General features: G+C 65.9%; 14 protein-coding genes. 6 read left to right on the top strand and 8 right to left on the bottom strand.

Going from position 1 to position 14,469, the window contains the following annotated elements; genetic code table 11:
• Positions 1-48: 48 nt before the first annotated feature.
• Entirely contained in the window at positions 49-834 is a 786-nt protein-coding gene (locus IPP90_05355) for a uroporphyrinogen-III synthase (protein ID MBL0170150.1), read from the bottom strand.
• A 179-nt stretch (positions 835-1,013) separates the two neighbouring features.
• Here IPP90_05355 and acs point away from each other — a divergent pair, with 179 nt between their 5' ends.
• A complete protein-coding gene (acs, locus tag IPP90_05350) occupies positions 1,014-2,984 on the top strand; it encodes an acetate--CoA ligase (protein MBL0170149.1) in 1,971 nt (656 codons plus the stop codon).
• Positions 2,985-3,155: 171 nt separating this feature from the next.
• Complete coding sequence (locus tag IPP90_05345) at positions 3,156-3,527, top strand: hypothetical protein (protein MBL0170148.1); 372 nt, start codon at positions 3,156-3,158, stop codon at positions 3,525-3,527.
• Positions 3,528-3,531: 4 nt separating this feature from the next.
• Here IPP90_05345 and IPP90_05340 read toward each other — a convergent pair whose 3' ends face one another.
• Complete coding sequence (locus IPP90_05340) at positions 3,532-4,254, bottom strand: thioredoxin domain-containing protein (protein ID MBL0170147.1); 723 nt, start codon at positions 4,252-4,254, stop codon at positions 3,532-3,534.
• 132 nt (positions 4,255-4,386) lie between these two features.
• On the opposite strand from IPP90_05340, the gene IPP90_05335 reads away from it, so the two are divergent.
• Positions 4,387-5,223 (top strand): alpha/beta fold hydrolase, encoded by an 837-nt coding sequence (locus IPP90_05335; GenBank protein ID MBL0170146.1) that lies wholly within the window; start codon positions 4,387-4,389, stop codon positions 5,221-5,223.
• A 106-nt stretch (positions 5,224-5,329) separates the two neighbouring features.
• Entirely contained in the window at positions 5,330-5,599 is a 270-nt protein-coding gene (locus IPP90_05330) for a hypothetical protein (protein ID MBL0170145.1), read from the top strand.
• A gap of 88 nt (positions 5,600-5,687) precedes the next feature.
• Here the strand turns inward: IPP90_05330 and IPP90_05325 are convergent, their stop codons facing one another.
• Entirely contained in the window at positions 5,688-6,245 is a 558-nt protein-coding gene (locus tag IPP90_05325) for a CDP-alcohol phosphatidyltransferase family protein (protein MBL0170144.1), read from the bottom strand.
• A 102-nt stretch (positions 6,246-6,347) separates the two neighbouring features.
• Between IPP90_05325 and IPP90_05320 the strand changes: the two genes are divergently transcribed.
• Both IPP90_05320 and IPP90_05315 read left to right on the top strand, forming a co-directional pair.
• Positions 6,348-6,695 carry an S-adenosylmethionine decarboxylase gene (locus tag IPP90_05320; GenBank protein MBL0170143.1) on the top strand — a complete coding sequence of 116 codons (348 nt, stop codon included), beginning with the start codon at positions 6,348-6,350 and terminating at the stop codon, positions 6,693-6,695.
• Positions 6,692-8,215 carry a hypothetical protein gene (locus IPP90_05315; GenBank protein MBL0170142.1) on the top strand — a complete coding sequence of 508 codons (1,524 nt, stop codon included), beginning with the start codon at positions 6,692-6,694 and terminating at the stop codon, positions 8,213-8,215. Before IPP90_05320 ends, IPP90_05315 begins: the two co-directional genes overlap by 4 nt.
• Position 8,216: 1 nt before the next feature.
• Here the strand turns inward: IPP90_05315 and IPP90_05310 are convergent, their stop codons facing one another.
• Genes IPP90_05310 through IPP90_05290 form a run of 5 tightly spaced genes read right to left on the bottom strand, consistent with a single transcriptional unit; the run spans position 8,217 to position 14,392 of the window.
• Positions 8,217-10,937 carry an insulinase family protein gene (locus IPP90_05310; protein MBL0170141.1) on the bottom strand — a complete coding sequence of 907 codons (2,721 nt, stop codon included), beginning with the start codon at positions 10,935-10,937 and terminating at the stop codon, positions 8,217-8,219.
• The gene (locus tag IPP90_05305) at positions 10,880-11,992 is read right to left on the bottom strand and encodes a hypothetical protein (protein MBL0170140.1); all 1,113 of its coding nucleotides are present in this window, start codon (positions 11,990-11,992) and stop codon (positions 10,880-10,882) included. The genes IPP90_05310 and IPP90_05305 overlap by 58 nt, the downstream gene beginning before the upstream one ends.
• A complete protein-coding gene (locus IPP90_05300) occupies positions 11,989-13,140 on the bottom strand; it encodes a tetratricopeptide repeat protein (protein ID MBL0170139.1) in 1,152 nt (383 codons plus the stop codon). Before IPP90_05300 ends, IPP90_05305 begins: the two co-directional genes overlap by 4 nt.
• A gap of 60 nt (positions 13,141-13,200) precedes the next feature.
• The gene (locus IPP90_05295; GenBank protein ID MBL0170138.1) at positions 13,201-14,136 is read right to left on the bottom strand and encodes a pseudouridine-5'-phosphate glycosidase; all 936 of its coding nucleotides are present in this window, start codon (positions 14,134-14,136) and stop codon (positions 13,201-13,203) included.
• A gap of 7 nt (positions 14,137-14,143) precedes the next feature.
• Positions 14,144-14,392, bottom strand: a complete 249-nt coding sequence (locus IPP90_05290) for a hypothetical protein (protein MBL0170137.1) — start codon at positions 14,390-14,392, stop codon at positions 14,144-14,146.
• Between the last annotated feature and the right edge of the window lie 77 nt (positions 14,393-14,469).

Here is a 14,469-nt window from a genome sequence, read left to right as displayed (position 1 = left end):
GATCTTGGGCGCCACGGAAGCGCAGTGGTGCAACGCGCTGTATGGATTCTAGCGAGACGAGCGAAACGCGGCGACGATACGACGTGCCAATGTGGCCGGCGACGGGTTTTCCGCTTCCACCTTGACGGGAAACCCGGCCTTGCGCGCCGCGCGAGCCGCGACGGGCCCGACGCACGCCACCGGCACGCGTCGCACATGTTCGGGCGGGATGGCCTCCAGCAGCGCGTCCAGGGTACCGGGCACCGACACCGTCACCAGGTCGAAGGCGCCGTCGGCAATCAGGGCACGCAACTGCCGACGTGCCTCGGCATCGGGTACCACCCGAAACACCGGGACGACATCGACCATCGCACCAAGCGCGCGAAGACCGGCCGGCAGGCTGTCTCGATCGCTGTCCGCGGCCGGATACAGCACATGCGCGCCGTCCACGTCACTGCGCGTGGCCATCGCGTCAATCAGCCCGTCCGTGCCGGAACGCTCGGGCGTCAACACCACCGGCCACCCCGTCGCCTCGACGGCGTCCCCCGTGGCATCACCCACCACGGCCAACTTGCAGGCGCCCAGCACCACCTGCGCCGCGGCCAGGCTGGTCTCCAACGGCGGTACCGCGTGCGGGCTGGCCAGCACCAGCCACTGGTACGACGACATCTTTGCAACCGACGCGGTCAGCGGCGCCGCATCAAGCTGGTCCACATGCATGAGGGCGACCTCGGTGACCGTCGCCCCGGCCTGACGCAATGCGGCCGCCAGCGGGCCGCCGCGACCCTCCGAGCGCAACACGACAATGCGCACGCCACCCAGGGCGTCCATTGCAGGCACATCGTTCCGGAACATGGATCAAGTGTAGCACGCGCGGAGTCGCCCTGGTGCCATCCACCTGATGCAGGCCACGTGGCGGCCGACACCGGTTGCTCGCGACGCCTGTTGTCGTGCAGCTTTCTCACATTCCCGATGACGCGTACACGCTGGCGTCGTCGACCTCCCCGCAGCGCCCTCCGACGACGAACGGACCAATGAGCGATAGCGATATCGACGTCCTCCTGACGGAAAACCGGAAGTTCCCGCCCTCGGCGGCGTTTCGCGCGTCGGCGCGAGTGCAGGATGCCCAGTTGGGCGACGAGGCCGCGGCCGATCCACTGGCCTTCTGGGCCCGCGAAGCCGGAGAGCTCACCTGGAGCAAGCCGTGGGACACCGTGATGGAGTGGACGCCACCGCACGCCACCTGGTTTGACGGCGGTGAGTTGAATGTGAGCGTGAACTGTGTGGACCGCCATATTCACGGCCCGCGACGCAACAAGGCGGCGCTCATCTGGGAAGGCGAGCCTGGCGATCGTCGCACGTTCACATACTGGGACGTGTATCGCGAGGTGAATCTCGCGGCCAACATGCTCAAGAAGCTCGGAGTGGTGAAAGGCGATCGCGTGGCGATCTACCTGCCAATGATTCCCGAGGCCGTATTCGCCATGCTGGCCTGCGCCCGCATTGGCGCCGTGCATACCGTGGTGTTTGGCGGATTCTCGCCGGAGTCGCTGCGCGATCGCATCAACGATTGCCAATGCAAGGTGCTCATCACTGCCGACGGTGGCTATCGCCGTGGTCAGGTGGTGCCGCTCAAGCGGAACGCCGATGCCGCACTGGAAGAATGTCCCACCATCGAGCACGTATTGGTGGTCATGCGTCGCCGCAGTGGCGTAGGCGACGAGATGTTTGCCGAAATGAAAGACGGGCGCGATCACTGGTGGCACCGCCTCAAGCGCGATGTGCCCAAGGAGTGCGCGCCAGAACCCATGAAGGCGGAAGACCTGCTGTTCATTCTCTACACATCAGGCACCACCGGAAAGCCCAAGGGCATCGTGCACACCACCGGTGGTTATCTCACCGGCGCCTACGCCACCACCAAGTACGTGTTCGACATCAAGGACGAAGACGTGTACTGGTGCACCGCCGACATTGGCTGGATTACCGGGCACTCGTATCTCGTGTACGGCCCGATGGCCAATGGGGCCACCTGCGTCGTGTACGAAGGCGCCCCCGATTGGCCGGAAAAGAATCGCTTCTGGCAAATCTGCGAACGCTACGGCGTGACCATCTTCTACACCGCGCCCACGGCCATTCGCGCCTTCATGAAGTGGGGCGCCGGTTTCGTGGAAAAACACGACCTGTCGCAACTGCGATTGCTGGGCTCCGTTGGTGAGCCCATCAACCCCGAAGCGTGGATGTGGTATCACCGTGTGATTGGCAAGGAACGCTGCCCCATTGTGGACACGTGGTGGCAAACGGAAACCGGCGCCATCATGATCACGCCACTGCCAGGTGTGACCAGCACCAAACCGGGTTCTGCCACCACGCCGTTCCCCGGGGTGCGCGCGGCGCTCCTGGACGCTGCCGGCAACGACGTACCCGTGGGCGGCGGCCTGCTGGCCCTCACACATCCGTGGCCGTCCATGCTGCGCACCATCTGGGGCGACGATCAGCGCTACGTCGACACGTACTTCTCCAAATGGCCCGGACGCCCTGACCTCTACTTCCCCGGCGACGGCGTCAAGCGCGACACCGACGGCTACTACTGGATTCTGGGACGCGTGGACGACGTGCTGAATGTGGCCGGCCACCGCATCGGCACCATGGAAGTGGAAAGCGCGCTGGTCGATCACCCGTCGGTCGCAGAAGCGGCGGTGGTGGGCAAGGCGCACGAACTCAAGGGCCAGGCGATCGCCGCGTTTGTCACCTTGCGCAGCGGCTTTCACCCCAGCGGCGACTTGCGCGACGAGTTGCGCGAGCACGTCGCGCTCAAGATCGGCGCCCTGGCGCGCCCCGATGACATTCTGTTCAGCGCCGATCTCCCCAAGACGCGATCAGGCAAAATCATGCGGCGACTGCTGCGCGACATCGCCGAAGGTCGCGCGTTGGGGGACACGACCACCCTCGCCGATCCCACCGTTGTCGCGAGTCTCAAGGACCAATACGAGGCGCAGGAGGCGTAGGACTCAGTACCACCAAGTACCAAGTACCAAGTACCAAGTACTCAGTACCAGGTACTAGGTACTAGGTACTAAGTACTAAGTACTAAGTACTCACAACGTGACCCTCGTCACACGCGGTGAAACCAGCAGCGATGAAACTTGCCGGACGTCCCTCTCGTCTACATTTCTGTCATGTCACTCTTCGGCAAGCTGTTCCCGGAAACCCTGTTCCCTCGCAAGCTCTCGGCGGACGCCGAGCAGCGGCTGCGCATTGCCGAGGCGCGCGCGGAAGAGGCGCTGGTACGCACGCACGTCGAGAACGCGCTGTTGTTCGTGGAGGCGTTGACACCGGAAGCCGGCTACGAGCGGGCCATCGACATCTACGTGCGCGAGCTGGGTGTGCCCGATCCCCTGGCCGCCGTGATTGCCACGCGTACGCTGGTGGCGTTGGGCGACTCGCTCATTCTCACCGCCGCACCGGCCGACAACGACGAAGGCACCGCGAATGCGATGCCTTTGCCGAAACTCCGCCTTGATGACGCTGCCAAGCGGCGGCGCGCCTGACGCGTTACTTCTTGGCGGTATCGGTGGTCGCGGCCTTCTTGGGCTGCGCGGCAATGATCGAGTCGACAATCTTTTTGAGACCGTCAAATCGCACGCCACCTGGATAGACGCGGTCGCCAATGACAATCGTCGGCGTTGAGTTCACGCCGCGCGCGTCACCGGCCGCCTTGTTGGCCTGAATACGCGGCAGATTGCGCTGCGAGCTGTAACACTCGCCATACGCCTTCATGTCCATGCCCAACGTCTCGGCGTAGCCGTCCAGCACCTTGCGCGGATTTCCCGTGGCCTGACCGTTCCACTGATCCTGTCCGGCAAAGATGGCATCGTGCATCTCCCAGAACTTGTTCTGGTCAGCGGCGCACGATGCGGCCAGCGATGCGGCCAGCGTGTTGGTGTGAATGGGCAGCGGAAAGTCGAAGTAGCGGAAATTCGCCAGCCCCGCATCAATTATGCGGGCGCGAATCTCCGGCTCTTCCAGCGCGGCAAACTGCCCGCATCCGGGGCACTCGAAGTCCGCAAACTCCATGATCGTCACCGGCGCATTGGGATCGCCACGCAGATACCCCTCAGCCTTGGGCAGCGTGGCCATGGCCGTCGCATCCAGCGTGATTGGCTTTTGCGTGTTGGCCTTGATGGAATACCAGATGCCAACGGCGCCAGCGACGCCGAACAGCAGCAGCACACCGTAAAAAGGCGCGCGGGACTTGGTTGGGGTTGTCTTGACCACTCGATCTCCTGTTCTGCGTCCGGCGACCAGCCGGGAGGTGACGACCATTCGTCGTCGCGACGTGAAGCTATGGGGGATTGATCGTGCTGGCTACGTCCAAACCACGCGCCCGGTCGCCAGATTGTTCACGTCATGTATGTAGAACACCTGCGCATCCCCATCGGTTCGGGCGCCCTGCACGTGGAGCGCGTTGGCCGCGGCGGCTCCCCGGTCGTGCTGCTGCACGGCTTCGCGACCTGCACGTTTCTGTGGCGGCAGTTGGCCCCCGTGCTCGCCAATGCCGGATACACCGCCATTGCCATCGACCTGCTGGGCCATGGCGAGTCGGATTGCCCCGACGAGGTGAATTACACGCTGGCCGCACAAGCCGAGTACGTGGCCCGGGCCCTGGCCGCCCTCAGACTGCCGGCGGTCACCATTGTGGGACAGGACATTGGGGCGCTGGTGGCCCTGCTCCTGGCGGCCAGTCCCCGGTCGCGGGTGGACAGTCTGTTCCTGCTGTCCCCACCCGATCCCGACGACCTGCCGGGTGCCGAAATCCGGTCGCTGCAGCTTTCGTCGGCCCGGGCGGTGCTCAGCGCCAGTACGCTGTTTGGAGCCCTGCCGGCGCTGGCCCCGCTGCTCCGCGGGGGCGTTTCGTCGCCCCCGCGCATGTCCGATTTGCTCGTGGCTCGCTATCTGGCCCCGTTTGTCGGTAACAGGGGGCTCAACAACCTGCTGCAACGGGCGGCAGCGGTCGAATTGTCCGAAGACGCCAGAGCGCAGATCGCGCGGGTCGCCTGCGCGGTATGCGTCGTAGATGGCGGTGCGGGCACTCCCAGGCCTTCGCTGTCCTGGCCGACGTTGCTCCCCGCGGCGAAAGTGGTGCTCCATCGATTGGGCGAAGTCGGCTGGCTCATCCCGCAAGACGCTCCGGGGGAGGTTCAGGAGCTGCTGCTGGCCTGGCTGGACAGTCAACGAAACGCCTAGTCGATGCGTCTCCTTCAGAGACACCCCCTTTCGGGATCAGTTATATTGTTCATGCTGTACCGGACGCTCCGGTCAGCCTCGTTTTTCGTCGTACTACCCAGAGGAAATGGTTAAACCAAAGCTTCGTCCGCGTCGTGATGTCACGGTGAATTCTCCCTATCAGGAAGCCCGTGACGAGCTGTTCCAGCAGATCATGCAGTGCGGTGTCATCGGCTGTCACGCCGACGATCAAAAGGAGTGGTTCGATGCCACCCTGCAGTACCTGGCCGGGCGCTATCCCGAGCTCAAGCCCACGGAAGTCACCGAATTGCGCACGCTGGGCGAGCGGTTTGCTCAGCCGCCCAAGGCAAAGGTGCAGGAAGCCGCAGCGGTCTGATCGCGCGGTGTTGTCGCCTGTCGCGACGTCCTGATGCTCACGAACGCCTCCCGTCACTGCGAGGCGTTCGTCACATCACGACCCTGCGCTACGAACCCTGCGAAGTGGCCGTGGTCGCGGGTTCTCGCACGCGCTCACGCCACAGCATCCAGGTGTAGTCCACGGTGGCGGCAAAGCCCAGCACGGCCACGAGAACAACCAGCGACGTTACCAGCGACGGGGCCAGCAGCACCGCCAGGAACGTCACCAGCTGCACCACGGTGACCGTCTTGCCGATAAGCCGCGCCTTGAAGGGAATGGCGCGCAACCAGCTGACGTTGCGGGCCACGAAGAACCCGATCACCGACATGACATCGCGGAACATGATCGCCACCGCCTGCCATGCGCTCAACTGGCCGCCCATCAGATAGCTGATCACCACGCCCAGCACGAAGAACCGATCCGCAATGGGATCGAGCAGGGCGCCGAAGCGCGAAGTGCCCTTGGTGCGTCGAGCCAGCCAGCCGTCCAGAAAATCCGTCAGCGACGCGATGCCAATGAGGGCCAGTCGCGTGGGGACCGCATCGGACGCCACGAAACCCACCGCCAGCACCACGCGCGAGCTGGAAACGATATTGGGTAGCGTGAACAGCGGCGATCGGGTCATACCGCATATTACGCCGGAATGGGTCGGCGGTGCCACTCGCGGCCGGACACCTGCCGGTTTTGCCTGATCGGGTTATCCTGCGTGCATGGGGCGTCTGGGACTGTGGCGGTAGTACATCTGATTGCCGAATTGACCGGGATTCCGCCGGTCCATTTGCATGATCGCGCGCTATTGGGCGGGCTGCTCATCGCGGCGGCCGGCGCGGCTGGACTGCACGCCATTTTCCCGCCAACGCTCCAATCCGACGGAATTCGCGGTGTTGATGGCCTGCTGCTGCTTGAAGGCGGCCACGCCGCCATACACGCTCATGCAACCGAACGCACCCTGCTGCTCGATGTGCTGGTGCCGGAACCCGCCGTGCTGTCGCGCGCGCTCGACGTGTTCACGCGTCGTCTCCTGCCAAAGACGGTGTCCGCCGAACAACTGATTCGACTGGCGACCCGGCGATGAGCGAACCGCTGGCACAGTTGGCGCCATTGACGCTGCTCATCGCGCTGCTGGTCCTCTCCTGGGACATCCTGCTGGCAGGCTGGATGGCCTCGCGGCGCGAAGCGCCCAGCGCGTTCACGCGCCTCACCAGTCTGTGCGGCTTGCTGGTGGCGCCGGCCCTGGTGGTGGCCATTGCCAGCGGAACCGAAGACGGTGCGCGCACGGTTTCCGGTATTTCGTGGTTGCTGCCGGCCGTCTGTGCCGCGTTCGTACTGCAGGTGCTGTATGCCATCGTGGTGGGACTCGTCTCACCTGTGGTGGCCCTGCCCATCCTGTTCTATGACCTCGTCGTCACGGCGGTGGTGACCGGTGACTACCTGGTGGCCACTCGTGGCGCCGCGCCGCTGCCACTGCAGGCCGCTGTGGCTGCGCGCGATGTGGTGTTCGGCATGACGGTCGGACGCGCGTCGTTGGTGTCGCCCTTCGCGATCCTCGTCCCGATGATCGCACCGGCCTACCCCGCACGTTGGCGCCTCTCGGCGCTGACGCGCGCCATCATGGTACTTGCCGCCACGGCCGTGACGACGGTGCTGATCATCGAGTGGCCGCGCGGCGTGGCCGCCGTGCGCAGCTATCAGCGTGTGGCCGCCACGCCCATGCAGGCGCGACCGCTGGGGGACTTTGCCATTGGCATGCGGTTCCTGCCGGTCCTCGATGGCCCGCCGCCGGCGCGCGCAGCCAAGGCCGACCGCGCGCTGCTGCAGCAGTTCGAACCCGACGCCATCCTGCTGGTGCTCAATGAGGAGGGCACGCGCGCCGGCGCACTCGATTCGCTCGCCCGCCTCCTTGAGCCGTTGCGCAGCGACAGCACCGTGATTGCCGTGGCCTTGCATCAAGGACGACACGTGGCGCGCGCCGATGACGCGGCACGCGCAAGTGCCATGGAACGCGTGTTGATTCGACTGCGCCCCGATGTCCTCTTTCCTGCCGTCAGCGATCCCATCCCCTCGGTGCTGCCGGCCGATGCACCCAGCATCAGTTGGTGGCGTCTCTTGCTGACATCCAGCGACGCAGTACGAGCCCGCGTTCGTCCCGCGACGCGGCTGGGGGTCGCGCTCTCGCGTCTCGATGCACGGGACAGTGCCATCTATGCCTGGGCCGTCCGATCGTCCTCGCCGGTTGGGGTGATCGGCGCCGTGGTCTTCCCGTCATTTTCCGGACTGCCCGGTGTGGACGCACGCCTTCGCGCGTTTGATCGTTGGCACACCCGTGCCGATAGCGGCGCCAGCCGCGCGCCCACTCACTGGCTGATGAATGTGGGCGGACTCCCGCGCGCGCACGGCGATCTCTCGCAGCTGGTCGCCATGCGACACACGCTCGCGTGGGGATCGCGTCGCCCGTGGGTGACGTCAGTGATTCTCGGCGAACCGGCAGACTACGACGGTGCGATGGGCGTGCGGGCCGCCGACGGTCGTGTACGACTGGCGTGGCGCGTGCTCTCCACCGAAGCGAAGGCGATGCGGGACGTGCGCGCCCGGTAGGTCAGGACACGCGGTGGCCGCGCACGATGCCTTCCACGACGCGTGCCGGGTCGAAGTAGCGCTGTGCCAGCGCCTGTACATCGCGCGCCGTCACGGCCGTAATGCGCGCCACGTACTCCTCGCGCTCGCCAACCCCGCCACCCAACAGCCACGCATCGACGACTTCACCCATCACGGTGCTCCCCACCTGCTGCGCGATGGCGTGCGACCCGATGAGATACCGGCGCGCGCGGTCCATTTCCTCGGCCGTGGGCGACGCCTCACGCAGTTTCGCGAATTCCGACAGCAGTCCCTCCCGCGCTTCGTCCTCTCGCGCGGGTGAGGTGGCGATGTACGCGGCGAACGCCCCACCGGCGCGTCGCTCCACCGGATAGGCCGACACGGTGTAGGCCAACGACTGCCGATCACGCAGTTGCTCGAAGAACCGCCCGCCAAGGCCGCTGGCCACGGCGGACAACACGCGCGCGGCAAAGCGGTCGGCATCAGTGCGACGTGGTCCGGGAAACAGCAGGGCCATCGCCGTCTGCTGCTTGTCGCGCGCGTCGTCTGCCGTCAGACGTTCGGTCGGCCACGGCGTGGCCGACACGTCGGCGTTGTCGCGGAAGGTCAACGACTCGAACTCCCGTTCGATCATGGCCACGGCGGCGCGCACATCGAGGTCGCCCACCAACGCAATGACCGTGGCGCCGTGCAGAATCTGTCCGGCGTGGAATGCCCGTACTGCGTGCGTGTCGATGGCCCCGAGGGATTCGGGCGTGCCGATGACGGTGCGCGCGTACGGATGCACGCCATAGGCGGCGGCGGTGGCCAGGCGCATGGGCCACCGAAACATGTCGTCACGCAATCGCGTGACCTCGGCCAGCGCCAGCGAACGTTCCGTATCGATGCCATCATCGGGGAATGCCGGGCGCTGCGCAATATCGGCCAGCGTCGCCACCGCCGCACTCAGATTCCGCACCGGCACCGACAGTGACCAGCCCAGCGTCTCCAGTCCCGCAGACACGCTGATGCTCGCCCCGAGTTCTTCCACCGCCTCCGCGATTTGTGCTCCGCTGCGCGTGGTGGTGCCCTTGAGCATGGCGTGTGCGGTCAGTCGCGCCAGTCCCTCGCGTCCGGGCGGTTCCGCGCCGGCACCACCACGTTGAAAGAGCCCGACACTGACCAGCGGCGCACCCGGTCGGGGCACCACAATCACCGAGACACCACTGGGCAATTCGTGCACGTGCGCGCCATGCACCAGGTGCGGCGTGCGGTGCACCACGCGACTCGTTGCATCCGGCCTGGTCGGCACGCCGCGGACCGGCGTGGGAACCTGTGGGGGCGGCAGGACACTGCTCCCTTGTCCCTCCATCTCACGGAGCAACTGCCGCAACGCATCAGCGTCCGCCGCCAGCGGTTGACCCGACGCCGGGCGGTAGCTCACCACCGACACCTGCATCGGATCGAGATGTCGCTGCATGGCATCGTGCAGCGTTTCGGTGTCGAGTGATAGCAAGCGATCGTAGTACGCCGAGGCGCGCTCGAGGCCGCCGTCGGCTTCCCATGACGCCAGATAGGTCGCTTGCCCGTCCATCGTTTCCAGCCGGCGCAACCAGCGCGCTTCGAGAATGCGCTGCGCGCGCGCCACCTCACTGGCCCGAAAGCCCTGCTCGCGCGCGGCCTGCACCTCGCGCCACGTTTGCTGCACCGCCTGCACGGCGTGATCGTTCGTGGCTTCCGCATGCACCACGAACACCCCCACATCGCCGGCCGTGTAGTGCCACGCCGACACCGACGACGCCAGCTGTCGATCGCGCACCGCGCGATACAGTCGCGACGCGCGTCCCGTGCCCAGCGCGACGCCGGCCAGATCCAGTGCGGGAGTATCGGCGTGACCGATGTCCGGCGCGCGCCACCCGAAGGCGATCTGCGGCTGGACGATGTCACCAGCGATGTCTCGCAAACGGAACCCTGACGGCGCGATCTCTGTCAGGCCGGGCATACGCGGCACCGTCTGGTTGTCCAGCGAACCGTGTCGCACCCGCACTTCGTGACGCACCGTATCGGGATCCACGTCGCCGACAATCGACAGGATGGTGTTGGACGGCTGATACCAGGCGCGGTAGAACCGCTGCACCGCCTGTTGCGTGAAGTCGCGAAGGGCCGCTTCCTCGCCAATGCGCCAACGGCGAATGCGGTGACGATCGTGCAGCAGCGCATACAACGACTCGATGGTCACGGCGGTGGGGGAGTCGCGTTTCCGCTTCACCTCCTGGATGATGACCTCGAGTTCACGCGACAATTCACCGGCGTCGATGAGCGACCGCGCGTACGCATCAAACTGGATATCGAGGCCCTGCACGAACGACGCCGCCGGCAGGACCGTGTAGTAACTGGTGTGATCGTAAATCGTATGGGCGTTGAGATAGCCGCCGCTGGCCTTGGTGTCCCGGGCGATGGAACCCACTCCGCGCGTGGGGGTCCCCTTGAAAAACATGTGCTCGAGCACATGCGCGATGCCGACAATGTCGTCGGACTCGTCGAAGTACCCGGCCTTCACGTGGGTCACCACCGCCACCACCGGCGCCGCCGTATCACGTCGCACCAGCAGTGTCAGCCCATTCGGCAACACCTCGCGTACGGTGTCGCGGTGCAGCACCAGCGCATCGCTCGCCTTCGGTGTGATCATCGCGGCGGCGCCAGCGGCACCGGCGGCGCGGGTACCACCGGTACCGTCAGACATGGCGTCCACTCGCCGGGGCCGGCGCGGTCGGCCCAGCGTCGTGCCTCATCGAATCGCCCCAGGCGATGCAGTGCGCACGCCAGAAATCCCTGCGAGAGTCGATCGGCGGGATTGAGTTCCACCGCGCGCACGTAGAACCGACGGGCCAGTTCCGGTTGTCCGTCGGCCAACAGGGCTGCCGCGAGTTCGCGTTGTGCCGAAGCATTGGCCGGATCCATGCGCACGGCCGCCTCCAGAAAACGCCGCGAGCGCGCCAGATCACGGTCCTCGCGCGCCAGTCGGCCGAGATAGACCAGGGGTCGCGCGTCATCCGGATGATCCTGCGCAAATCGCCCGAACGCCGTCCGCGCCACGTCGCGCGCACCGCGTTCATACGCCGCCACGCCGTCGTTGAAATCGCGACCGCGTCGACCGGCCAGCAGCATCCAGGCACCGGCGCCGCCGATCACCAAGAGCATGAGCGCGCCGAACAACAGGCCGGCCGAGGCATACCATGGTTTGCCTGACGTCACCGGCGGCGCGTTTGGCGGCGGCGCGTTTGGCGGTAGCGCGTTTGGCGGCAGCGCGTTTGGTGGCGGCGCGTTTGGTGGCGGCGCGTTTGGCGGCGGCGCAATTGCCGGTTTGGCCGTTACCGCGCCCGATGCATCCGATGGACGATCGACCACGTGTTCGAGCGCCAACCACGCTTCGCGCGCCACGCCTCGCTCGCCCTCAGCGACCGGCGCACTGGTGTTCGCGTCGTCGGCATTCCGCACACGATCCACCCAGCCCTGCAATGCCATCAGCGCGTGCGCATCGCCCAGGGTGAGCATCTGCAGACGACGCGCTTCGCCCACCAGGGCCTGTCCGGTCAGTTCCGGACGACCGACGACCGCCTGCAGCACCACCTCCGCCGCCCGCCACATCGCGACGCCACGTCCATACGGCGTGGCCAGCGCCTCGGGCGTCTCACGCCACACCGGCAACGCGGTGGCTTCGCCGGAGGGACCGAGACTGAGTTCGAAGGCTGCGCGCGCCGCGTTCAATGCCGCGTCCAGCGCGGCGCGAGCCGTCACCGTTCGATGCGCAGCAGGCCCGCGTTTGCGCTTTCGCGCAAGAACGCTTCCGGCGCGTGCGACGCAATGCGCAACCCCGTGGCCCCGTAGTGGCGCCGGGCTTCCAGCGCCATGTACTCGTCCAGCGGACGCCCGGCGTCGCGCGCGTCGCGCAACGCCTGCACGATTTCATCCCACGTGCCCTCGAACGTGCTGCCATCGCGCATGATCACGCGATGCGGCCCGTCGGGCGCGTACACATCTGGCGACGAAAAATCGGTTTGCTGCTCGGTCTGTTGCGCGAGACCCGACAGCAATCCGCCCAACGTCTCCAGCTGACCCTGCGCCTGCAACAGCGCCTCGCTTTCCTGCTCCATCACCAACTGTTCGACCTCCGCCAGCACATCGTCGATTGCGTCCGGCGTGCCCGCCAGCTCAATCAGCCGGGCCTCCCACGGCTTGAGCGACGGATCATCATCCTTCAGTCGATAGACCGACTTCCTCAATTCGGTCAGTCGCCAGATGCCCAGTTCATCCCAGTGATCGTCCGGTGTTGTCTTCTCGTACTCGGCCAGCGCCAACTCGAGTTCCCCGGCGTCATACAGCATGTTGGCCAGATACACCCGCGCTTCGGCGAATTCGCTGTCAAGCTCCAGCGAGCGACGCAGCGAGGCCATGGCGTCCGCATCGTGCCCCAGGCGATGCTGGGCATAGCCCACGCACGCGGCCGCCTCGGCGGAGTCCGGTGCGTGCGCGACCGCGCGCTCGAAGTAGGTCAAGGCGTCGTCCACGAAGCCTTCGCGGAACAATGCGCGCCCGATCTGCAGCATCAAATCGGTATCATCGTCGTAGCCGAGGGCGATGGTCTGATCGAACGCGCGCAGTCCGGCATCGGCCTGACCGAACTTGAGCAGCACTTCACCCAACCCCGCCAAGGCGTCCTCGTGTTCGGGGTCGAGGATGAGGGATTCCTCAAAGCTGCGTCGTGCCCACGCGAACTCCTCGCGGGCCAACCGCGCGTACCCCACGCCAACGTGCAGCTCAACGGCGTTTGGATACGCCTTCAATCCCTCGCGCAGCAGGTCGAGCGCCTCATCGTACTGCCCCTCGTTGTAGAGGGCGTGAGAGCGCTCGTCGTATTCCTCGGAACTCAGGAACGGAGTGGGCATGTCAGGAAAACCTCCGGAGCGAGCGGGTTACCGGATAGTACCGTGCGCTTCGTGCGAAGTTCAACCTCTGATCAACTCTTTGCGAGACTGCACCAACGCCACCGCAATCCGACCTGCCAGGGCGGCATTGGCTTCCAGCAGCGCCAGATTCGTCTGTACTGAGGCACCTCGGGTTTGACGCTGCACCTCCGCCAACAGAAACGGCGTGACGGCCGCGCCACGAATACCCTGCGTGGCGGCCACCTCGAGCGCCGCCGCGGTGGCGTGTTCCACGAGCGACGGATCGAGCGCGGCCGATGCCGGGGGCGCCTGCACCACCAGCATGGCTCCCGATCGCCCCAATGCGCGATGCGCACGCCAGGCGCGAGCAATCTGCTCCGGGCTCTCCGCAAACGCGGTCAATGGCAGCCCGGTACTTTTCGTGAAGAACCCCGGCAACGTCTTCGTCTGGTAGCCAATGACCGGCACGCCCAGCGTTTCCAACCGTTCAAGCGTGGCCGGCAGGTCGAGGATGGACTTGGCCCCGGCGCACACTACGATGGTGCTGGATCGCGCCAGTTCGACCAGATCGGCCGATTCGTCGAACGGCGCGTCGCGATGGACCCCGCCAATGCCGCCGGTGGCAAACACTTCGATCCCGGCCAACGCGCACAGTGCCAGCGTCCCGGCCACCGTGGTCGCGCCATCGACGCCATCGGCCATGCACATCGCCAAATCGCGCGCCGACACTTTGCGCACATTGTGGCGAGCGAGAAAGCGCTCCAGCGTGGTCTGGTCCAACCCCAGCACCGGAACTCCGCTGTCGATGGCGGTGATGGCTGGCGTGGCACCGGCCGCCGCGACCGCGGCACTCATGCGCTCCGCCGCCTGTCGATTGAACGGCGGTTCAAGCCCCTGCGCCAACACCGAACTTTCAAGGGCGACCACGGCGTCGCCGCGCGCGAGCGCGGCGGCAATGTCAGGCGTGCTGCGAGGAGTCAGCCGGCGCTCGGGCACGCGGCGGTCAGGAACCCGCGGGCGCGTCGTCGAACGTGTCGCTCTTTTTGGCTTCGATCAACTCCCATTCCTTCGACGTCGGATCCCATACGGCCATCAGCTTGACCGTCTCACCGGGGTACACATCGAACACCTTGCCGGTGTTCTGATACACCTTGATCTCGTGGCCGTCTTCAAACTTCATGACCACCATCGGATACTGGTTGTTCGAGTACTGCTTGCGGAGCTTCTTGGGCGGGCGATTGGGCGTATTCATGCGTCTCGGGGTCAGGGGGCACCAAGCACTTCGCGCAAATTGGTGACAGGTGCGATCCGGCGCCAGCGGCGTCGCAC

This window comes from Gemmatimonadaceae bacterium (genome assembly GCA_016720905.1).
GTDB lineage: Bacteria > Gemmatimonadota > Gemmatimonadetes > Gemmatimonadales > Gemmatimonadaceae > Gemmatimonas.
The sequence above is the reverse complement of the archived record's forward strand: the minus strand, read 5'-3'. Positions and strand labels throughout refer to the sequence as shown.

Bases quoted from the DNA above. Each gene is read 5' to 3' on its own strand.
- IPP90_05355 (MBL0170150.1), bottom strand. From the start codon at position 834: ATGTTCCGGAACGATGTGCCTGCAATGGACGCCCTGGGTGGCGTGCGC.
- acs (MBL0170149.1), top strand. From the start codon at position 1,014: ATGAGCGATAGCGATATCGACGTCCTCCTGACGGAAAACCGGAAGTTC.
- IPP90_05345 (MBL0170148.1), top strand. From the start codon at position 3,156: ATGTCACTCTTCGGCAAGCTGTTCCCGGAAACCCTGTTCCCTCGCAAG.
- IPP90_05335 (MBL0170146.1), top strand. From the start codon at position 4,387: ATGTATGTAGAACACCTGCGCATCCCCATCGGTTCGGGCGCCCTGCAC.
- IPP90_05330 (MBL0170145.1), top strand. From the start codon at position 5,330: ATGGTTAAACCAAAGCTTCGTCCGCGTCGTGATGTCACGGTGAATTCT.
- IPP90_05325 (MBL0170144.1), bottom strand. From the start codon at position 6,245: ATGACCCGATCGCCGCTGTTCACGCTACCCAATATCGTTTCCAGCTCG.
- IPP90_05315 (MBL0170142.1), top strand. From the start codon at position 6,692: ATGAGCGAACCGCTGGCACAGTTGGCGCCATTGACGCTGCTCATCGCG.
- IPP90_05310 (MBL0170141.1), bottom strand. From the start codon at position 10,937: ATGTCTGACGGTACCGGTGGTACCCGCGCCGCCGGTGCCGCTGGCGCC.
- IPP90_05300 (MBL0170139.1), bottom strand. From the start codon at position 13,140: ATGCCCACTCCGTTCCTGAGTTCCGAGGAATACGACGAGCGCTCTCAC.
- IPP90_05290 (MBL0170137.1), bottom strand. From the start codon at position 14,392: ATGAATACGCCCAATCGCCCGCCCAAGAAGCTCCGCAAGCAGTACTCG.